The following is an 18,711-nucleotide window of genomic DNA, read 5'->3' on the forward strand; positions in this document are numbered from 1 at the left end:
CATCGCGGCGGTCCGGCGTTCCGGTAAACCCGCTCCCACAGGGTCCGCGCCGCTCCTAGATCTGTTCTCTGCGCGGCAGCGCAGCCTGAGAGGCTGGGCGGACTGCCACAGGGTCTGTGCAATACAGATAAAACGTGTCTTTTCCTGCTTATGGGCGTCGAAATCCCGTCACTGCCCAACGGAACCCTCCATGAGCTTCATTCTGAGCAACCTGACCAATCTGCTGGCCGCCCTCTGGTTCATCCTCTGTTGGGGCGGCTACACCCGTTACGCCACCTGGAAAGGCCGCGATACCGCCTGCCTGGCCAGTGTGATGCACCTGTACCGGGAAGACTGGATGCGCCGCATGCTGCTGCGCGACAACCGCATCGCCGACGCCAGCGTGATCGGCAATCTGGAGCGCAACGCTTCGTTCTTCGCGTCCAGCACCCTGATCATCCTCGCCGGTATTCTCACCGTACTCGGTGCCTCCGACCGGGCGCTGTCGTTGCTGGCCGACCTGCCACTGGTCCAGCAAGCCTCGCAAAGCATGTCGGAAATCAAGCTGCTGTGCCTGGCCATCGTCTTTGTCTATGCCTTCTTCACCTTCAGTTGGTGCATGCGCCAGTACAACTTCGCCGCCGTGCTGGTGGGTTCGGCGCCGATGATCGGCGAACGCCAGGTCAGCGAGCAGGAGCGCAAGGCTTTTGCCGCTCGGGCGGCGAGGGTGATTTCCATGGCCGCCAACCAGTTCAACTTCGGTTTGCGTTCTTACTATTTCGGCATGGCCATGTTGAGTTGGTTCGTCAGTCCATGGGCGTTCATGGCGATGAGTGCAGGGGTGGTACTGGTGTTATACCGCCGTGAGTTCCATTCGGACGTGCTGGAAGTGATGGTCTATACCCCGACCGAAAGCACGCCAGCTGAAGTGTCCAGGGACGCCGCTTGAATGCCATCCATATGAATGACCAGCTGTTCGCGGAAAGTTTTATTGAACTTTCCGGGACAATAAAAAACCCGACCTGAGTCGGGTTTTTTTATTCCAGCAAGACTTATTGCTTGGCAGGTTCTGCCGGTGCAGCTGGAGCAGCTTCTGGAGCCGGGGTGGCTGGAGCAGCTTCTTTAGCAGCTTCTTCAGCGGCTTTTTGTTCAGCTTCAGCGGAATCTTTGGCGGCTTCAGCGTTTTCTTTAGCGGCCTCGTTCACTTTATCCTGAGCTTCGTCCATCTTCTGCTGGGCTTGCTCGGCATGTTGTTGAGCATCCTGTGCCTTGTTTTCGCTGGCTTTATCGCAAGCGGCGAGGCCCAGAGCGGCGGCGATCATGACGGCATAAGCAAAAGGTTTACGCATGGGGTGTTTCTCCTTGTGGAATAGCAGTACTTGAATCCTTTGAGTTGTCCCTCGGGATTTAAGTTCCGCGCACGATACACATATATAAGTTACGGATCCATATGGACTTTTTGTCGGTCTTGTGCAGGTCCGCACAATTACGGAGAAATCTTCGGGAATGAATGATTCGACGTTGCAGGAGCGTGCCGAGCGCTTTCTTTCCGCCTTGCGTCATTGCCAGGTATTGAACATGCAAGTTCACTCCGTAGACAGCGAAGGCATTGTCCTGCGTTTGCCCTACAGCGCTTCGCTGGTCGGCAACCCGCAGACTGGAGCGGTTCATGGCGGTGCCATCACTACCCTGATGGACACAGCCCTGGGCATGGCCACGCTCTGTTCGCTGCCCGAATTCGAAGTCTGCCCGACCCTTGACCTGCGCATCGACTACATGAGCCCCGGCGTCGCCAACCAGGATTTGTTCGGCCACGCCCACTGCTACCGGGTCAGCCGCGAGGTGATCTTCATCCGTGGTACCGCCTACCAGGACGATCCCGAGCAGCCCATTGCCCAGGTGGTCGGCACCTACATGCGCCTGGGCAAGGACATCAAGGGTGGCCTCACCTTCGCCCGCAAGCTCAAGGGGGAGGGGCAATGATTCCTGCCGACATCCATCAGCAATTGCGTGAAGCCCACGGTCGTGGCGATTACTCGGCCCTGTTGCAACTGATTCCCTATGCCGGGCTGATCGGCATCGAGTGCAGCCGTGATGGCGACGATCTGCTGTTTCGCCTGCCGGCCAATCCGGACAACATCGGCAACCCGCTGCTGCCGGCGATACACGGCGGCGTGATCGCCGGCTTCATGGAGCTCTCGGCAGCGCTGTACCTGCTGATCTTCAGCGAGAGCGCGAGCATCCCGAAGATCATCGACTTCTCCATCGATTACCTGCGCGCCGGGCATTTCCGCGACACCTGGGCACGTTGCCAGTTGTGGCGCCAGGGGCGGCGGGTGACCAACGTGGCGATTACCGCCTGGCAAGGCGACGTCAACGAGCCCATCGCCACGGCCCGGGCACATTTCAAGATCAAAGAACTGTCCGCACCCTTGAAATAGTCAGGCCCGGCCCCATCTGCTGTTCATCCCGCTGCGACTGGCGGAGTGCGAGCCCGGAAGGCCCGCCTGCCAGCGCGACCAATGCCATCAGATCGGAGTTTTGAAGACCATGAGTGTGGAGACTCAAAAAGAAACCCTGGGCTTCCAGACCGAGGTGAAGCAACTGCTGCACCTCATGATCCATTCGCTGTATTCGAATAAAGAGATCTTCCTTCGCGAACTGATCTCCAACGCCTCCGACGCCGTCGACAAGCTGCGTTTCGAGGCCCTGGCCAAGCCTGAACTGCTCGAAGGCGGCGCCGATCTGAAGATCCGCGTCAGCTTCGACAAGGACGCCAACACCGTCATCCTCGAAGACAACGGCATCGGCATGAGCCGTGACGAAGTCATCGCGCACCTCGGCACCATCGCCAAGTCCGGCACTGCCGACTTCATGAAGAACCTCACCGGCGACCAGAAGAAGGACTCGCACCTGATCGGTCAGTTCGGCGTGGGCTTCTACTCTGCCTTCATCGTCGCCGACCAGGTCGAAGTGTTCAGCCGTCGTGCCGGCCTGCCGGCCGCCGAAGGCGTGCACTGGTCGTCGAAAGGCGAGGGCGAATTCGAAGTCGCCACCATCGAAAAAGCCGAGCGCGGTACCCGTATCGTCCTGCACCTGAAGAAGGGTGAGGAAGAGTTCGCCGACGGTTGGCGCCTGCGCAACATCGTCAAGAAATACTCCGACCATATCGCCCTGCCGATCGAGCTGCCGAAGGATGCCGAAGCGGCCGAAGGCGAGGAGAAGCCGGCCCAGGAGTGGGAAACCGTCAACCGCGCCAGCGCCCTGTGGACCCGTCCGCGTACCGAGATCAAGGACGAGGAATACCAGGAGTTCTACAAGCATATCGGTCACGATTTCGAGAATCCGCTGGCCTGGAGCCACAACAAGGTCGAAGGCAAGCTGGAATACAACTCGCTGCTGTTCGTCCCGGCCCGTGCGCCGTTCGACCTGTACCAGCGTGAAGCGCCACGCGGCCTGAAACTGTACGTGCAGCGCGTGTTCATCATGGACCAGGCGGAATCCTTCCTGCCGCTGTACCTGCGCTTCATCAAGGGTGTGGTCGACTCCAACGACCTGTCGCTGAACGTTTCCCGCGAGATCCTGCAGAAAGACCCGATCATCGACTCGATGAAGTCGGCGCTGACCAAGCGCGTGCTGGACATGCTGGAGAAACTGGCGAAGAACGAGCCTGAGCAATACAAGTCGTTCTGGAAAAACTTCGGCCAGGTCCTCAAGGAAGGCCCGGCGGAAGACTTCGCCAACAAGGAGAAGATCGCCGGCCTGCTGCGCTTCGCCTCGACCCATGAGGAAGGCGGCGAGCAGAACGTCTCCCTGGCCGACTATCTGGCCCGCGCCAAGGAAGGTCAGGACAAGATCTACTTCCTCACCGGCGAGTCCTACGCCCAGGTCAAGAACAGCCCGCACCTGGAGGTCTTCCGCAAGAAAGGCATCGAAGTGCTGCTGCTGACCGACCGTATCGACGAGTGGCTGATGAGCTACCTCAACGAATTCGACGGCAAGAGCTTCGTCGACGTTGCCCGCGGCGACCTCGACCTCGGCAAGCTGGACTCGGAAGAGGACAAGAAGGCCCAGGAAGAGATCGCCAAGGACAAGGAAGGCCTGGTCGAGCGCCTCAAGGCCGCGCTGGGTGACAGCGTCAGCGAAGTGCGCGTGTCGCACCGCCTGACCGACTCGCCGGCGATCCTCGCCATCGGTGAACAGGACCTTGGCCTGCAGATGCGCCAGATCCTCGAAGCCAGTGGGCAGAAGGTGCCGGACTCCAAGCCGATCTTCGAATTCAACCCGAGCCATCCGCTGATCGAGAAACTGGACAACGAGCAGAGCGAAGACCGTTTCGCCGACTTCTCGCACATCCTCTTCGATCAGGCCGCGCTGGCTGCCGGCGACAGCCTGAAAGATCCGGCCGCCTACGTGCGCCGTCTGAACAAGCTGCTGGTCGAACTGTCGGTTTGACCTGACACAGGAAAGCCCGCTTCGGCGGGCTTTTTTCATGGTCCAAGGAGAATTGAATGAGCAAGGTGACAATCGAATCGCTGGTCTATCACGTCGCCGGCAAGGCCTATGAAAGCCGCCTGGTCTACACCCATGGCGCCACGCAACAGCCGGGCCTGATCATGGCGCCGAACTGGATGGGCATCAGCGAGGGGGCCGAGCGTATCGCCCGGGCTGTGGCCGAGCAGGGCTACGTGGTGTTGATCGCCGACCTCTATGGCCAATCGGTACGTCCGCAGAACGGTGACGAGGCCGGCGCGGCGATGATGCCGCTGAAGAACGATCGTGCCGAGCTGCGCAAGCGCATGCAGGCGGCCCTGGCCCAGTTGCTGGGCCAGTCGAAGGCGGTGCTGACCCCCGGCAAGCTGGCGGCCTTCGGTTTCTGCTTCGGTGGCTGCTGCGCCCTGGAGCTGGCCCGCGATGGGGCGCCGTTGCAGGCTGCCGTGTCGTTCCATGGCACCCTGGACACGCCGAATCCGGCCGATGCGCAGAACATCAAGGGTTCGGTGCTGGTGCTGCATGGTGCCGCCGACCCGCTGGTGCCCAAGGAGCAACTGCCGGCCTTCGAAGCCGAGATGGACGCGGCGAAAGTGGACTGGCAACTGCTCAGCTACGGCGGTGCGGTGCATTCCTTCACTGATCCGTCGGCCAATGTACCGGGCAAGATGAAGTACGACGCGCGCACCTCAAAGCGGGCGTTCCAGGCGATGCACAATCTGCTGGATGAAGTGTTCAAGGCTTGAGTGCCAGAGACCTGTGGGAGCGGGTTCACCCGCGATTGCAGTAGTGAATTCACTGGAGCAATCGCGGGTGAACCCGCTCCCACAAGGGGGCATTGCCAGCTCAGGGCAGCTCTATCCTCCCTGACTCCCCCGCAACCACCGGCCAATCCCCGGCCGCCCACTTTTCCCGGGCCCGATCGATCAACCCCGGATCGCTCGCCACGAAATTCCAGTTCATCCGCCGCGGCCCATCCAGTGGTGCGCCGCCGATGATCGCCAGATGACTTTCCCCCTCGGAATAGAGGCTGGCTTCCTCGCCCTCGGCAAGCACCACCAGCGTCTGCGGCTCCAGCACCTCATCATCCAGGCGCACCTCCCCGGACAGCACATACACCGCCCGCTCCTGATGCTCGGTCGGCACGCACAGGGTGGTAGCGGCCTCCATGAACACCTCCGCATATAGCGTCGGCGACAGTACCGGCACCGGCGATTCCAGGCAGAAGCCGCTGCCGGCGATCATGCGGATCCTCACTCCCAGCGACTCGCTGAAGGGCAGGCTGGTGGCGGGGTGATGGCTGTAGTGGCCGGCGCCTTGTTCCGCTGCTTTCGGCGAAGCCAGCCAGATCTGCAAACCGTGCAGCCGCGAGCCTTTTTCCAGTAGATCCTGTGGCGTGCGCTCGACGTGGGCGATGGCCGCGCCTGCGGTCATCCAGCTCACTTCGCCAGGCTTGACCCTCTGCTCGGAGCCCAGGCTGTCCTTGTGCAGCAGTTCACCCTCGAACAGGTAGGTCAGGGTCGACAGACCGATATGCGGATGCTGGCGGATGTCCATGCCGTGCCCCGGTTGATAGGTGGTCTCGAGCATATGGTCGAAGAACACGAAGGGCCCGACGCTGCGACATTTGGCCGAGGGCAGCGGGCGCAGGATGGGTTGGCCCTCCACCGACTCGGCGCGGGGGCGGATTACCAGGGGCGAGGTCATGACGGGCTCCAGCCAGGATGAAGTCGGCCTAGCATAGCGAACCGTCGTAGGAGGCGCGCGGTCCAACCTGTCCGAAGCATGACGAAGGAGGGTGGGAATGTTCGCAAGAACCTTGGGTGGACTGCTGTTCGCCGGGCTATTGTTCGGCGAGGCGCAGGCACGGGACTACCGCTACAGCGACGCCCACCTCCATTACGTGGATTTCTTCCAGGAAACCGAGGGTATGCCGGCGCTGCTGGAGGCCATGGACAAGGCGGGTATCGAGCAGTCGATGATCAGCGGCATTCCGGTGGCGAAGAAATGGCACGAGGACGAACCCAAGCGTCCGCGCTATTACGCCGGCGACGATGCCGACGCCTATTGGTACAGCGCCACCGATATCTACGTCGCCGCGGCCCTGGAGAAGCTCGCGCCCGAGCAGCGCAAGCGCTTCCACCCGTTCCTGACCGGCTTCAACCCCGTGGACAAGAACGCGGTGGCGCATATCGAGCGCATGCTGGAACTGCATCCCGGGCTCTGGCAGGGCATAGGCGAGGTGTTCACCCGTCACGATGATCTCACCGCCCTTACCAGCGGCGACACGCCCCGGGCCAACAACGAGGCGATGACACGCATCTACCACCTGGCCGCAGAGCAGGACATGCCGGTGCTGCTGCACTCCAATATCACCTCCAAGCGCGAGCGCAATCCGTTGTACCTGGCGGAGATCGAGGAGCCGCTGCGCAACCATCCGCACACCCGCTTCATCTGGGCCCATGCTGGCAGCAGCATGGAAATCCATCGGCATCAGACGCAGATGGACTTTCTGCTACCGACCCTGACACGGCTGCTGGAGGATTACCCGAACCTCTACGTCGACCTGTCCTGGAGCGTGCTGCAGCCGTATCTGCTGGACGACCAGGGCAAGCCCAGGGATGCCTGGCTGGCGCTGGTCAAACGCTTCCCCGAGCGCTTCATGCTCGGTTCCGACGTGGTCGGGCGATTCGGTAGCCTGGGCGAGCAACTGCACGGTTTCGATCCGTTCCTCGATGCCTTGCCGGAGGAAGTCGCGCGCAAGGTGGCCAGGGACAACTTCCTCGCGGTGCTGCCCAGGACGCGTTGAGCGGGATTGTCATCAGCCTGTCATGCCAAGGTCATAGTCTGCCGCGATCCACAACAGAGGAAGCGCAGTATGTTGACTAGCCGTTTTAGCGCCCTGCTCGGGCTGATGTGCATCGCCGGCCTGGCCCAGGCCGAGGTGCGCGTGCAAGGCCCGGTGGAATATGGCGTGTTCGAGACCAACATCAAGAACCCCCAGCCCGGTGAGCGCGTGATCACCATGAGCAGCCAGAACATCCAGGCCACCGACGTGGTACCGGCCAAACTGGGCAGCAAGTTCGGCATCCGCTATCGCCTGGAAGGCAAGACTGCCGACGACACTCCGCTGACCCTGCTGTATCTCACTCCAGGCATCGTCACCCCGGATGGCAAGCGCCACGACAAGTTCGAGGTGATCCAGAAGCTGGTTCCGGGTGCCCCGCAGGACGTCATGGCCTACGAATTCACCGAGCATCACGAAGCGATTCCAGGCGACTGGCATTTCATGGTGTTCCAAGGGGATCGGCTGCTGGCGGAGAAACGTTTCACCGTTCGCTGAACTTTCCTCTGCGGCAGCTGTCGCGATGGTTGGGCGATTTGATATCACCATTTCTTCTTACGCAAAAAATCTACGGTCCGATACCTTCTAAAGAAGTGTCTGCTGCATGACCGATGCAGCGCTTTCGGAAGGAACCGTACGATGAGTCTGAGAAGCTTGAACATAGCGCCCCGGGCTGGATTGGGGTTCGGCCTGCTGGCGCTATTGGTGGTGACCCTGGGGTTGTTCGCGCTGGCGCAGATGTCGAGCATGCGCGAGCAGTCCGAGCAGGTGGAAAGCAACTGGCTGCCCAGTGTCATCAATGTCGGCACCATGAGTCAGGACATGCTGCGCATTCGTGCCCTGACCCTGCGGCTGCTGATCACCAGTGACCCTGCGACACGGCAGCAGAGCGTCACCCGTATCGACGGCCTCAAGCAGGCCCTGGCCAAGGCGCAGGCCGACTACGATGCGCTGATCGTGCTGCCCGAGGAGCGGGTGCTGTTCGATCGCTACCTCGACTTGCAGAAGCAGTACCTGACGCTGCAGGCCCAGGTCATGAGCCTGGCCACCGGCGGTCAGGTCGAAGCGGCGGTGGCCTTGGTCAACGGTGAAATGAACCAGTTGGCCGATACCCTCACCGCGACCCTCAATCAGCTGATCGATCTCAATAACCAGCATGCCCACATGGCTACCGACAAATCCCAGGCGGTGTACGCCGGTGCGCGGGTTTGGGTGATCGGTCTGTTGCTCGGTGCACTGGTGCTGACGGTGATCCTGGCGCTGGTACTGACCCGCAGCATCGTCCGTCCACTGGCGCAATCGCTGCAGGTGGCGGAAGTGGTGGCCACCGGCGACCTGACCCCGCAGATCACCGTCCACGGTCGTGACGAGCCGGCGCGCCTGTTGGTGGCGCTGAAGCAGATGCAACAGAGCCTGCGCGACACCATCGGGCGCATTTCCGACTCGTCCAACCAGTTGGCCTCGGCTTCGGAGGAGCTCAGTGCGGTCACCGAGGATGCTACCCGTGGCCTGCAGCAGCAGACCCAGGAAATCGAACAGGCAGCCACGGCGGTCAACCAGATGACGGCAGCGGTGGAGGAGGTGGCCAGCAACGCTGTGGCTACCTCGGAGGCGTCCCGCGAGTCGGACCGCATTGCCCGTCAGGGCGCGGCCCAGGTGCAGCAGACGGTGGTGTCGATCGAGGAGCTGGCGGCCGGGGTGAGCCTCAACGTCGACGAGGTCGGGCAACTGGCGGAGCAGGTCCACGGCATTTCCAAGGTGCTCGATGTGATCGGCTCGATTGCCGAACAGACCAACCTGCTGGCGCTGAACGCAGCGATCGAGGCGGCCCGGGCGGGGGATGCCGGGCGTGGGTTCGCCGTGGTCGCCGACGAGGTGCGGGCTTTGGCCCATCGCACCCAGCAGTCGACCCGGGAGATCGAGCAGATGATCGACGGCATCCAGCAGGGCACCGACCGAGCCGTGGATGGTATGCAGCAGACTCGCGAGCGGGCCCGCAGCACCCTGGATGGCGCCCATGCGGCGGGAGCGGCGCTGGAAGAGATTGCCGCGGCGATCAGCCGGATCAACGAGCGCAACCTGGTGATTGCCAGTGCCTCGGAACAGCAGGCGCAGGTGGCGCGGGAGGTGGATCGCAACCTCACCAATATCCGCGACCTGGCCTTGCAGAGTTCGGCCGGGGCCAGCCAGACGGTGGAGGCGAGCCAGGCCCTGTCGCAGCTGGCGGTGGACCTGAACGGGTTGGTGAGGCGCTTCTCGGTGTAGGGCTTTCGGGCCTCATCGCTGGCAACGCCAGCTCCCACAGGGTCCATGTCGCCCTTTAGGCCTGTTATCTGCACGACAGCGCAGCCTGAAAGGCTGGGTGGACTCCCACAGATATCGCGGGCACCGCCAAACTCTGTGGGAGCTGGCTTGCCAGCGATGAGGTCCTGAAGGCCCGGAAACAAAAACGCCCCGGACATGGCCGGGGCGTTTTCAGTGCTACGGGCTAAGTCTTACTTGCCTTCCCAGCGCTTCAGCACCAGGGTGGCGTTGGTGCCGCCGAAGCCGAAGCTGTTGCTCATCACGGTGTCGATCTTGGCGTTTTCGCGGGTTTCGCGAATCACCGGCAGGTCGGCGACTTCCGGATCCAGCTCGTCGATGTTGGCGGAACCGGCGATGAACTTGCCTTCCATCATCAGCAGGCAGTAGATCGCTTCGTGCACGCCAGCGGCGCCCAGGGAGTGACCGGACAGGCTCTTGGTCGAGCTGATGGCCGGAGCCTTGTCGCCGAACACTTCACGCACGCCTTTCATTTCCGCGACGTCGCCGACCGGAGTCGAGGTGCCGTGGGTGTTCAGGTAGTCGATCGGGGTGTCGACAGTGGACAGCGCCTGCTGCATGCAGCGGATCGCGCCTTCGCCGCTTGGGGCGACCATGTCGTAGCCGTCGGAAGTAGCGCCGTAGCCGACGATTTCCGCGTAGATCTTGGCGCCACGGGCCAGGGCGTGTTCCAGCTCCTCGACCACTACCATGCCGCCACCGCCGGCGATGACGAAGCCATCACGGTCGGCGTCGTAGGCGCGGGAGGCCTTGCTTGGATCTTCGTTGCGCTTGGTCGACAGGGCGCCCATGGCATCGAACAGGAACGACTGGCTCCAGTGCTCTTCTTCACCGCCGCCGGCGAAGACGATGTCCTGCTTGCCCCACTGGATCTGCTCCATGGCGGTGCCGATGCAGTGTGCGGAAGTGGCGCAGGCCGAGGAGATCGAGTAGTTGATGCCCTTGATCTTGAACGGCGTGGCCAGGCAGGCGGAGACGGTGCTGCCCATGGTGCGGGTGACGCGGTACGGACCGACGCGCTTGACGCCTTTCTCGCGCAGGGTGTCCAGCGCTTCCATCTGGTTCAGGGTCGATGCGCCGCCGGAGCCGGCAACCAGGCCGGTACGCGGGTTGGAGATCTGCTCTTCGGTCAGGCCGGAGTCCTTGATCGCATCCTGCATCGCCAGGTAGGCATAGGCCGCGGCGTGGCCGACGAAGCGATAGACCTTGCGGTCGATCAGTTCTTCGAGGTTCAGGTCGATGGAACCGGAAACCTGGCTGCGCAGCCCCATTTCCTTGTATTCCGGGTTGAAACGGATGCCCGGACGGCTTTTACGCAGGTTTTCGGAGACGGTCTCTTTGTCATTGCCCAGGCAAGAAACGATGCCCAGACCTGTGATTACGACGCGGCGCATGCGAATAACCCTTAGAAATTTTCAGTGGAGGTGAATACACCGACGCGAAGTGCTTCGGCGGTGTAGATCTCGCGACCGTCGACGCTGACCGAACCATCGGCGATGGCCATGTTCAGCTTGCCCTTCAGGACGCGCTTGATATGAATGTTGTAGGTAACCTTTTTCGCCTCCGGCAGCACCTGGCCGAAGAACTTCACTTCGCCCGAACCCAGGGCGCGGCCGCGGCCCGGCAGACCCTGCCAGCCGAGGAAGAAGCCAACCAGCTGCCACATGGCGTCGAGGCCCAGGCAGCCCGGCATCACCGGATCGCCTTCGAAGTGGCAGGCGAAGAACCACAGGTCCGGGTTGATATCCAGCTCGGCGACCAATTCACCTTTACCGTACTTGCCGCCCTCGGCACTGATGTGGGTGATGCGATCCACCATCAGCATGTTGGGTGCGGGCAGTTGCGCGTTACCAGGGCCGAACAGCTCACCGCGACTGCAGCGCAGCAGGTCTTCCCGGGTAAAGGCGTTTTGTTTGGTCATGCGAGCTCCTCAATAATCCTCGTGCGGCAGGGATCTGTTCTTTCCCGATCCGTCCCAAAGCCCTTGGCCTTGGGCGGCAGCCTACTCATAGACTATTGCGTTGTAGTGAAAGTCACAGCACAGAGGACGAAGATGTACACTTGTGCACTGAAATTTTTCCGACAGACCTTTCTTATAGGTCGGTGCGGCCTGTAAGACTGCCGCAATTTTGCATTATTCGCCAGTCGCGCTTGCCCGAGTGGGCAGCCAACGTTGCAGAATCTGCTGCAGATCATTGCGTTTGAACGGTTTGGCCAGGTAATCGTTCATCCCCGCGTCGAGGCAACGCTCACGGTCGCCCTGCAAGGCGTTGGCGGTCAGGGCGATGATCGGCAGGTCGCGGCCCTGAGGCAGCTGGCGGATGCGCCGGGTAGCCTCGTAGCCGTCGACGATCGGCAGGCGGCAATCCATCAGTACCGCAGCGAAGGATTGCCGGGCCACCAGGCTGATGGCCTGGGCGCCGTCGACCGCGACATGCACCTCGAAGCCCAGGCTGCGCAACATGGCCTGGATCACCGCCTGGTTCACCGGATTGTCCTCCACCAGCAGCACCGGCTGGCCCTCCAGGTCGGCGGCGCGGGCGGCACTCCCCGGCAGCTCCTGCGGGTTGCCGCGCTGGCGCAGGGTCAGGGGCATTTCCAGGGTGAAGACCGATCCCACGCCCTCGCGGCTTTCCGCACGCAGGCTGCCGCCCATGCGCTCGGCCAGGTTGCGGGCGATGGACAGGCCCAGGCCGGTGCCGCCATAGCGCCGGGAAATCGAGCTGTCGGCCTGCTGGAAGGCGACGAACATGGTTTCCAGGCGCGCGTTGTCGATGCCGATGCCGGTGTCGTGCACCGCACAGGTGAACCAGATCAGCTGGCGATCCAGCACCTGCCAGCGCGGTAGCACGCGGACGCTGCCTTGTTCGGTGAACTTCAGGGCGTTGCCGATCAGGTTGACCAGTACCTGGCGGATCCGTGTCGGATCGCCGCACACCTGCAACTGTTCCAGGCCCTCGGGCATCTCCAGGTCCAGGGCCAGGTGACGCTGCTGGGCGGCATGCAGGAAGGACTGCACGCAACTGCCGATCAGGTCGGCCAGGTTGAAGTCGATCTGTTCCAGTTGCAGGGCGGTGCGCTCGATCCGCGAGAAGTCGAGGATGTCGTTGATCACCTTGAGCAGATGCCCGGTGGATTCGCTGGCCACCACCGTGTACTCGTTCTGCTCGTCGCTCAGTTCGGTGGTCTGCAGCAATTGCAGCATGCCCAGCACGCCATTCATCGGCGTGCGCAGTTCGTGGCTCATCATCGCCAGGAACTCCGACTTGGCCTTGTTCGCCTGCTCGGCTTCTTCGCGGGCCTGGATCATCTGCGCCATGGCCTCCTGCTGTTCGCGGGAGGCCTGGGCCAGGCCGCTGGCGAGGTTGTTGATATGCCTTGCCAGATGGCCCAGTTCGCTGTCGTCCACCACCGGCAGCGGCGTGTCGAAGTCGCCTTTCTGGATGGCCTTGACCGCATGGCCCATGTCGGCGATCGGCGTGGCCAGGCTGCGGGCCAGGCGACGGGCGAGGAGGAAGGTGAAGATCAGCGCGAACAGGGCGAGGATCCCTGCCTTGATCACGATTTCCTGCTGGCGCTGGCTGAACGCGTCATCGGACATGCCGACGATCACCCGTCCCAGGTAGTCGTCCGCAGTGATGCTGGCGGGTGGCTCGCCGTTCTGCAGGAAGTCACCGTCGAGGCTGATCCGTTGCAGGCGGATCGGCGCCTGGAACACTTCCACTTCCTGGGCACGGTTGACGTGCTCGTCCGGTTGCTCGACGTAGACCAGGATGTGGTTGGCGTTGTCCTGCACTTCGAGGAAGCGCACGTGGGGAATGGTCAGGGTCGCCCGCATCAGGCCTTCGAGCACTTCGTCGTTGCCGGAAATCACCCCGTATTCCGAGGCCGGGGCGAGCTGGTTGGCGATCAGTTGGCCGGTGTGGTTCAACTCCTGGCGCAGGTCCTGGATCCGCACGAAGGTGAAGAAACTGATCAGCAGCAGGGTCAGCACCAGCGCCGGGCCGAGGCTGATGATCTGGGTGCGGGTACTGATGTCCCAGCTTTTCATCGGGAGGACTCTCCTGCGGACACGGCCCGCCGCGCGGCATCGGGGTCGATTGCCTCGATGCCCAGGGCACGGGCCACCTGCTGGTTGCCGGAAACGCTGAAATATTCGGGATAGTGGCTGCGCGGCCACTTGTCCGCCGGCTGGTCGAGCAGGCGGTCGAGCTCCGCCAGCCAGGCATTCTGGTCGCTCAGGGTGCTGGCCAGCGCCCCGGCACGGACGAAGCCGACGTTCGGACCGACCAGCGCCATCTGCCGGGCGTAGGCGCTGAGCAGCAGGTTCTTTGCGGTCTTCGGGTTGTACAGCGAGGGGTCGTCGAGGCCGAGCAGGACATCGGTGTCCCGCAGCAGGTTTTGCACGGGCCGGTTGTCGCGCAGGTCGGGCCATGGCTGGGCCTCGATATCCAGGCCCAGGGGATGGGCTGCCTGGCGCAGTTCATCGAGGAGAAAGCGGCTCTGCTCGCTGTACAGCACGCCGACCCGGCGCGCCTGGGGCAGCAGGTACTGGATCAGGTGCAATTGGCGGGCAAGCGGTGGGTCGCTCCACAGCAGGCTGAGGTAGCTCGGGCGCAGGTCGCCCAGGCGCTGCTGGGCCTGCACCCGGCTGATGCGCAGCACCAGGGCGGACGGTCCGGCCGGCTCGCGCAGGCGCCAGTCGAGGGCTTCGGGGTCGAGCAGGATCAGGCGGGTATCGCTGCGCAGCCGGGCGGGCTCGGGCAACTCTGCCAGGGGCACGAAACGCACGGTATCGGCGGGGCGGCGGGCCTTCAGGGCGTCGACGAAATCGCGCACGCCGGCGCTGTCCTGGGCGCCGGTGAGCAGAATCTCGCCGCCGGCCACTGATACCAATGGCCAAAGCACCATCAGCAGCAGGCAGCGCCGCCAGAAACGCATCAGAATTCCAGCTCCGCGCTGAAGTACAGCAGGTGGCGGCTGTCGTAGCGGTTATCGATATTGGCGGTGGGTTCGTCGTCGAGACGCTGTTGCAGGGTACCGGACAACTCCAGGCTGGCCCTGGCCAGGGCAATGCGCTTGGCCACGCGCAGGTCGACCCGTTCGAAGCGGTATTGGTTCAGGGCATCGTCTCCGTAATAGAAGAGGGCGCTGGACCAGCCCCGTCCCCAGTCGCGCATCCAGCCGGCGGAACCGCTGTTTTGCGCGCTGAGGCGCTGGTCGGCGGGGTTGCTGGCCTCGGCGTCGACGTAAGCGTAGGTCAGGCGCAGGCGATCGGCGCCGCTGACCCGCCAGTCGAGCTGGGTCTCGGTGCCGGTGAAGCGTGCCTCGTTGCTGTTGCTGGCGATGTACTGGTTGTTGCGCAGCGGCTCGCTGATCATTCCGGTGATGCGGTCATGGAACAGCTTGATGTCGACGCTCAGGTCGAGGTCGGCGAAGTAGCCGTTGTAGCCCAGTTCGCGCGAGCGCATCAGTTCCTGATCCAGATTGCCCGGGCCGCGGGTCTTGACGAAGTACTCGGCGGTGCTCTGGCCGAAGGCCGGCGGCGTCAGGTTGCTGACCCGGTAGCTCCAGTTGACGTTGTTCTCGAACATGTCCGGCGAACGCACCGCCTCGGAGTACACCGCGCGCAGGCCATGGCGCGGGGTGATCAGGTAGTTCACCGCGACCCGCGGGGTCAGCGAGTCGCCCGCCAGCCGGGAATTCTCGTACATCGCCCCGCCCTGGACGATCCAGTGTTCGTCGACCCGCCACTCCAGTTGGCCGAACAGGCGCCAGGTCTGGTCGTCGAGGCTGCCGTTGAAGTAGGTCTCGGAGTCGGCGCGGTCGTAGCGGTAGTTGACCCCGCTGAGCAGGCGCAGATTGTCGGCCAGGCTCAGGGTGTCCTGGATCTCCAGGTCGTAGCGGGTTTCCCGGGTGCTCTGGTCGACGTCGCCGCAGACCACGTTCTTGCCGCCGCTGTTCCATTGCGCGCCGACCTGGCTGGCCAGGTCCTGCAACACCGGATCGGCATTCGGCGGCGGGTTGTTGGCGTTGCGCGCGACCTGCTCGGCGTAGTCCGGATTCAACTGCCAGAGCCGGGTCAGCTCCGGGCTGAAGGCGATCTGCGCATCGCAGGCGCGCCACACCTGCTGGCGGTCCCAGTGCTGCGCCGAACCCTGGATATACAGGCTGTGGCTCGGGTCGAAATCGATGTTCCAGCGCAGCGAGCCGGCGTAGTCCTTGGCCTTGACGTCGGCGTTGTCGCCGCGCTCGGTAACGTAGGGGAACACCGGTTGATAGGTGTAGGGGCGCTGGTCGCTGCCTTCCTTGGCCGACAATTGCCAGTCGAGGCTCTGGCTCGGGTCCAGGGTATGGCTGGCGCTGATGTTGAAGCGGGTCAGCCGGCGGCTGTCGCGGTAGTCGCCGCCCGTGGCGTTGTGGTCGAACCCGTCGTCCTGCATCCCCGACAGCGACAGGCGCAGGTCGCCGCCATCCCAGCCCATGCCCTGGCTGGCGTAGAAATCGTCGATGCCGCGCTGACCGCGGGTGACCTTGAGTCGGGTGCCATGGCTGTCGGCCGGGCTGCGGGTAAGGATATTGACCACCGCCATCAGGGCGTTGGCGCCGTAGCTGACGGTGTTCGGCCCGCGGAACACTTCGATGCGCTCGATGTCTTCCATGGCCAGGGGGATGTCGCTCCAGTCCACCGTGGCCAGGCCGGCGCGGTATACCGAGCGGCCGTCGATCAGCACCTGCATGCGCCGCGCGTCGTTGACGTTGCTGCCGTGGTAGTTGACCGTCGGCTGGTTGCCGGCGCCATAGCCGATCATCATCCCCGGCACCAGGCGCAGCAGTTCGGGGATATCCCGGGCGCCACTGGCCTTGATCAGCTCGGCATCGAGCACGGTCATGCTGCCGGGCACCGCAGCCGGGGATTGTTTCAGGCGAGTGGCGGTCAATATCTCGGGGAGCGCCTGGCTGTCGACGAACAGATCGTCGGCAGCAGCCGGCCCGCCGAGCAGGGCGGCCAGGAGCAATACGGGGTGTGAAGGGCGTGGGCCTGGGAACACGGGGCGGCCTTGATCGGGTAAACGAAACGGCATGTTAACCGAGTATCCGGCATTTTCCAGTGATCTGGCGCTGGTGGTGGCACGGGCGCTCCGTATAATGCCGGCTTCGCCACTGACTAATGGCTTTAACGGATTGGATATGACTGAACAGCAACCTGTTGCGGTTCTGGGGGGCGGCAGTTTCGGCACCGCCGTGGCCAACCTGCTGGCGGAAAACGGCGTCGGGGTACGCCAATGGATGCGCGACCCCGAACAGGCCGAAGCCATGCGCACGACCCGGGAAAACCCGCGTTACCTCAAGGGCATCAAGGTGCATCCGGGTGTCGACCCGGTCAGCGACCTGCTGCCGGTCCTCGAAGGCAGCGAGCTGATCTTCGTCGCCCTGCCGTCCAGCGCGCTGCGCAGTGTCCTGGCGCCCCACGCCGCCTTGCTCGAAGGCAAGATGCTGGTCAGCCTGACCAAGGGCATCGAGGCGCAGACCTTCAAGCTGATGAGCCAGATTCTCGAAGACATCGCGCCCAAGGCGCGCATCGGCGTGCTGTCCGGGCCGAACCTGGCGCGGGAAATCGCCGAGCACGCGCTGACCGCCACGGTGGTCGCCAGCGAGGACGAGGCGCTCTGCCAGCGGGTCCAGGCCGTACTCCACGGCCGCACCTTCCGCGTCTATGCCAGCGCCGACCGCTTCGGCGTCGAGCTCGGCGGCGCCTTGAAGAACGTCTACGCGATCATCGCCGGCATGGCGGTGGCCCTGGACATGGGCGAGAACACCAAGAGCATGCTGATCACCCGCGCGCTGGCCGAGATGACCCGCTTCGCCGTGAGCCAGGGCGCCAACCCCATGACTTTCCTCGGCCTCGCCGGCGTGGGTGACCTGATCGTCACCTGTTCCTCGCCCAAGAGCCGCAACTACCAGGTCGGCCACGCCCTCGGCCAGGGCCTGAGCCTGGACGAGGCGGTCAATCGCCTCGGCGAGGTGGCCGAGGGGGTCAACACCCTCAAGGTACTCAAGGCCAAGTCCCAGGAAGTCGGGGTGTACATGCCGCTGGTCGCCGGTTTGCACGCCATTCTGTTCGAGGGCCGGACCCTGGCCCAGGTCATCGAGCTGCTGATGCGCGGCGAGCCGAAGACCGACGTCGATTTCATTTCCACCAGCGGTTTCAATTGAGCGAGACAGGAGCACGACATGAGTGAATCCCCCAAGCAGATGCAGCGTGAGTCCATCGTCCTCCGGGTGTTGTGGATGCTGTTGTTCCTGCTGGTCTGGCAGGTCGCCCAGACCCTGCTCGGCGCCCTGGTCCTGGTGCAGTTGGTCTACCGCCTGGTGTACGGCGCGCCAAATGCCAGCCTGATGAACTTCGGCGACAGCCTGAGCCAGTTCCTCGCCCAGATCGGCCGCTTCGGCAGCTTCCACACCGAGCAGAAGCCCTGGCCGTTCGCCGACTGGCCGACCCCGCGCCCGGCCGAAGGCGAAGCCGCCCACAGCGTGCCGCCAGCGCCGCACCCGGTGCGTGACGAAGAGCCGAAACTGTGAAGCTCTGGGTCCTGCGTCACGGCGAGGCCGAGCCCCAGGCCCGCAGCGACGACCAGCGCAACCTCACCGAACATGGGCGTCGGCAGGTCCTGCGCAGTGCCGCGCACCTGCTCGGGCAACCCCTCGACGCGATCATCGCCAGCCCCTATGTCCGCGCCCAGCAGACGGCGGCGCTGGTGCACCAGGCGCTGGTCTTCGGCAAGGATGTGGTGACCGTACCCTGGCTGACCCCGGACAGCGACCCGGACCGGGTGCTCCGCGAGCTGGACAGTCTGGGCCTGGCCAATGTGCTGCTGGTCAGCCACCAGCCGCTGGTCGGGCAACTGGTCGGGCTGCTGCACAGCGGCTCGCGCCAGGACAGCGCGCCGATGAGCACCGCCAGCCTGGCCGAGCTGGACGGTGACTGGGCGCTGGCGGGGGGGATGACCTTGCATAGCCTGCGGCATGCCTGAAGGCCCAGGCTTCGAGGCAGGGCGGCTTGCTGCAGGCGT

General features: G+C 63.6%; 18 protein-coding genes. 11 read left to right on the forward strand and 7 right to left on the reverse strand.

Annotated features, from left to right (window positions below; translation table 11 throughout):
• The first annotated feature begins 190 nt into the window (after positions 1–190).
• Entirely contained in the window at positions 191–928 is a 738-nt protein-coding gene (locus ACODSK_RS22560; protein ID WP_489019305.1) for a DUF599 domain-containing protein, read from the forward strand.
• A 103-nt stretch (positions 929–1,031) separates the two neighbouring features.
• On the opposite strand, the gene ACODSK_RS22565 is transcribed toward ACODSK_RS22560, so the two are convergent.
• Positions 1,032–1,328 (reverse strand): hypothetical protein, encoded by a 297-nt coding sequence (locus tag ACODSK_RS22565; protein WP_489019306.1) that lies wholly within the window; start codon positions 1,326–1,328, stop codon positions 1,032–1,034.
• A gap of 157 nt (positions 1,329–1,485) precedes the next feature.
• Between ACODSK_RS22565 and ACODSK_RS22570 the strand changes: the two genes are divergently transcribed.
• From ACODSK_RS22570 to ACODSK_RS22585, 4 genes are all read left to right on the forward strand, one after another.
• Positions 1,486–1,962, forward strand: a complete 477-nt coding sequence (locus ACODSK_RS22570) for a PaaI family thioesterase (RefSeq protein WP_489019307.1) — start codon at positions 1,486–1,488, stop codon at positions 1,960–1,962.
• Entirely contained in the window at positions 1,959–2,420 is a 462-nt protein-coding gene (locus ACODSK_RS22575; RefSeq protein ID WP_489019308.1) for a PaaI family thioesterase, read from the forward strand. Before ACODSK_RS22570 ends, ACODSK_RS22575 begins: the two co-directional genes overlap by 4 nt.
• Before the next feature lie 109 nt (positions 2,421–2,529).
• Positions 2,530–4,434, forward strand: coding sequence for a molecular chaperone HtpG (gene htpG, locus ACODSK_RS22580; RefSeq protein WP_489019309.1), 1,905 nt, complete (start codon positions 2,530–2,532; stop codon positions 4,432–4,434).
• Between the two features lie 56 nt (positions 4,435–4,490).
• The gene (locus ACODSK_RS22585) at positions 4,491–5,216 is read left to right on the forward strand and encodes a dienelactone hydrolase family protein (RefSeq protein ID WP_489019310.1); all 726 of its coding nucleotides are present in this window, start codon (positions 4,491–4,493) and stop codon (positions 5,214–5,216) included.
• A 100-nt stretch (positions 5,217–5,316) separates the two neighbouring features.
• Here the strand turns inward: ACODSK_RS22585 and ACODSK_RS22590 are convergent, their stop codons facing one another.
• The gene (locus ACODSK_RS22590; RefSeq protein ID WP_489019311.1) at positions 5,317–6,177 is read right to left on the reverse strand and encodes a pirin family protein; all 861 of its coding nucleotides are present in this window, start codon (positions 6,175–6,177) and stop codon (positions 5,317–5,319) included.
• 97 nt (positions 6,178–6,274) lie between these two features.
• Here ACODSK_RS22590 and ACODSK_RS22595 point away from each other — a divergent pair, with 97 nt between their 5' ends.
• The 3 genes from ACODSK_RS22595 to ACODSK_RS22605 all read left to right on the forward strand — a co-directional run bounded on the left by ACODSK_RS22595 (position 6,275) and on the right by ACODSK_RS22605 (position 9,580).
• Entirely contained in the window at positions 6,275–7,279 is a 1,005-nt protein-coding gene (locus tag ACODSK_RS22595) for an amidohydrolase family protein (protein WP_489019312.1), read from the forward strand.
• A 69-nt stretch (positions 7,280–7,348) separates the two neighbouring features.
• Positions 7,349–7,813 (forward strand): DUF3859 domain-containing protein, encoded by a 465-nt coding sequence (locus tag ACODSK_RS22600; protein ID WP_489019313.1) that lies wholly within the window; start codon positions 7,349–7,351, stop codon positions 7,811–7,813.
• A gap of 141 nt (positions 7,814–7,954) precedes the next feature.
• The gene (locus ACODSK_RS22605) at positions 7,955–9,580 is read left to right on the forward strand and encodes a methyl-accepting chemotaxis protein (protein WP_489019314.1); all 1,626 of its coding nucleotides are present in this window, start codon (positions 7,955–7,957) and stop codon (positions 9,578–9,580) included.
• Between the two features lie 230 nt (positions 9,581–9,810).
• On the opposite strand, the gene fabB is transcribed toward ACODSK_RS22605, so the two are convergent.
• The 5 genes from fabB to ACODSK_RS22630 form a co-directional block, all read right to left on the reverse strand.
• Positions 9,811–11,031, reverse strand: coding sequence for a beta-ketoacyl-ACP synthase I (gene fabB / locus ACODSK_RS22610; protein WP_458978203.1), 1,221 nt, complete (start codon positions 11,029–11,031; stop codon positions 9,811–9,813).
• Positions 11,032–11,042: 11 nt separating this feature from the next.
• Complete coding sequence (gene fabA / locus ACODSK_RS22615; RefSeq protein ID WP_489019315.1) at positions 11,043–11,558, reverse strand: 3-hydroxyacyl-[acyl-carrier-protein] dehydratase FabA; 516 nt, start codon at positions 11,556–11,558, stop codon at positions 11,043–11,045.
• Positions 11,559–11,771: 213 nt separating this feature from the next.
• A complete protein-coding gene (locus ACODSK_RS22620; RefSeq protein ID WP_489019316.1) occupies positions 11,772–13,688 on the reverse strand; it encodes a response regulator in 1,917 nt (638 codons plus the stop codon).
• Positions 13,685–14,578 (reverse strand): ABC transporter substrate-binding protein, encoded by an 894-nt coding sequence (locus ACODSK_RS22625; RefSeq protein ID WP_489019317.1) that lies wholly within the window; start codon positions 14,576–14,578, stop codon positions 13,685–13,687. Before ACODSK_RS22625 ends, ACODSK_RS22620 begins: the two co-directional genes overlap by 4 nt.
• Positions 14,578–16,722 carry a TonB-dependent receptor plug domain-containing protein gene (locus ACODSK_RS22630; RefSeq protein ID WP_489019318.1) on the reverse strand — a complete coding sequence of 715 codons (2,145 nt, stop codon included), beginning with the start codon at positions 16,720–16,722 and terminating at the stop codon, positions 14,578–14,580. Before ACODSK_RS22630 ends, ACODSK_RS22625 begins: the two co-directional genes overlap by 1 nt.
• 106 nt (positions 16,723–16,828) lie before the next feature.
• Here ACODSK_RS22630 and ACODSK_RS22635 point away from each other — a divergent pair, with 106 nt between their 5' ends.
• The 3 genes from ACODSK_RS22635 to sixA are packed head-to-tail and all read left to right on the forward strand — an operon-like array spanning position 16,829 to position 18,672.
• Entirely contained in the window at positions 16,829–17,854 is a 1,026-nt protein-coding gene (locus ACODSK_RS22635; RefSeq protein WP_489019319.1) for an NAD(P)H-dependent glycerol-3-phosphate dehydrogenase, read from the forward strand.
• Between the two features lie 18 nt (positions 17,855–17,872).
• Complete coding sequence (locus tag ACODSK_RS22640; RefSeq protein WP_489019320.1) at positions 17,873–18,220, forward strand: DUF4389 domain-containing protein; 348 nt, start codon at positions 17,873–17,875, stop codon at positions 18,218–18,220.
• Positions 18,217–18,672: a phosphohistidine phosphatase SixA gene (sixA, locus tag ACODSK_RS22645; RefSeq protein ID WP_489019321.1), complete on the forward strand. Its 456-nt coding sequence runs from the start codon at positions 18,217–18,219 to the stop codon at positions 18,670–18,672. The genes ACODSK_RS22640 and sixA overlap by 4 nt, the downstream gene beginning before the upstream one ends.
• The last annotated feature ends 39 nt before the right edge of the window (positions 18,673–18,711 follow it).

The sequence above is a fragment of the Pseudomonas sp. FG98 genome (genome assembly GCF_057808595.1).

Excerpts from the sequence above, each read along its gene's own strand:
- ACODSK_RS22560 (WP_489019305.1), top strand. The coding sequence starts at position 191 with ATGAGCTTCATTCTGAGCAACCTGACCAATCTGCTGGCCGCCCTCTGG.
- ACODSK_RS22565 (WP_489019306.1), bottom strand. The coding sequence starts at position 1,328 with ATGCGTAAACCTTTTGCTTATGCCGTCATGATCGCCGCCGCTCTGGGC.
- ACODSK_RS22570 (WP_489019307.1), top strand. The coding sequence starts at position 1,486 with ATGAATGATTCGACGTTGCAGGAGCGTGCCGAGCGCTTTCTTTCCGCC.
- ACODSK_RS22575 (WP_489019308.1), top strand. The coding sequence starts at position 1,959 with ATGATTCCTGCCGACATCCATCAGCAATTGCGTGAAGCCCACGGTCGT.
- htpG (WP_489019309.1), top strand. The coding sequence starts at position 2,530 with ATGAGTGTGGAGACTCAAAAAGAAACCCTGGGCTTCCAGACCGAGGTG.
- ACODSK_RS22585 (WP_489019310.1), top strand. The coding sequence starts at position 4,491 with ATGAGCAAGGTGACAATCGAATCGCTGGTCTATCACGTCGCCGGCAAG.
- ACODSK_RS22590 (WP_489019311.1), bottom strand. The coding sequence starts at position 6,177 with ATGACCTCGCCCCTGGTAATCCGCCCCCGCGCCGAGTCGGTGGAGGGC.
- ACODSK_RS22595 (WP_489019312.1), top strand. The coding sequence starts at position 6,275 with ATGTTCGCAAGAACCTTGGGTGGACTGCTGTTCGCCGGGCTATTGTTC.
- ACODSK_RS22600 (WP_489019313.1), top strand. The coding sequence starts at position 7,349 with ATGTTGACTAGCCGTTTTAGCGCCCTGCTCGGGCTGATGTGCATCGCC.
- ACODSK_RS22605 (WP_489019314.1), top strand. The coding sequence starts at position 7,955 with ATGAGTCTGAGAAGCTTGAACATAGCGCCCCGGGCTGGATTGGGGTTC.
- fabB (WP_458978203.1), bottom strand. The coding sequence starts at position 11,031 with ATGCGCCGCGTCGTAATCACAGGTCTGGGCATCGTTTCTTGCCTGGGC.
- fabA (WP_489019315.1), bottom strand. The coding sequence starts at position 11,558 with ATGACCAAACAAAACGCCTTTACCCGGGAAGACCTGCTGCGCTGCAGT.
- ACODSK_RS22620 (WP_489019316.1), bottom strand. The coding sequence starts at position 13,688 with ATGAAAAGCTGGGACATCAGTACCCGCACCCAGATCATCAGCCTCGGC.
- ACODSK_RS22625 (WP_489019317.1), bottom strand. The coding sequence starts at position 14,578 with ATGCGTTTCTGGCGGCGCTGCCTGCTGCTGATGGTGCTTTGGCCATTG.
- ACODSK_RS22630 (WP_489019318.1), bottom strand. The coding sequence starts at position 16,722 with ATGCCGTTTCGTTTACCCGATCAAGGCCGCCCCGTGTTCCCAGGCCCA.
- ACODSK_RS22635 (WP_489019319.1), top strand. The coding sequence starts at position 16,829 with ATGACTGAACAGCAACCTGTTGCGGTTCTGGGGGGCGGCAGTTTCGGC.
- ACODSK_RS22640 (WP_489019320.1), top strand. The coding sequence starts at position 17,873 with ATGAGTGAATCCCCCAAGCAGATGCAGCGTGAGTCCATCGTCCTCCGG.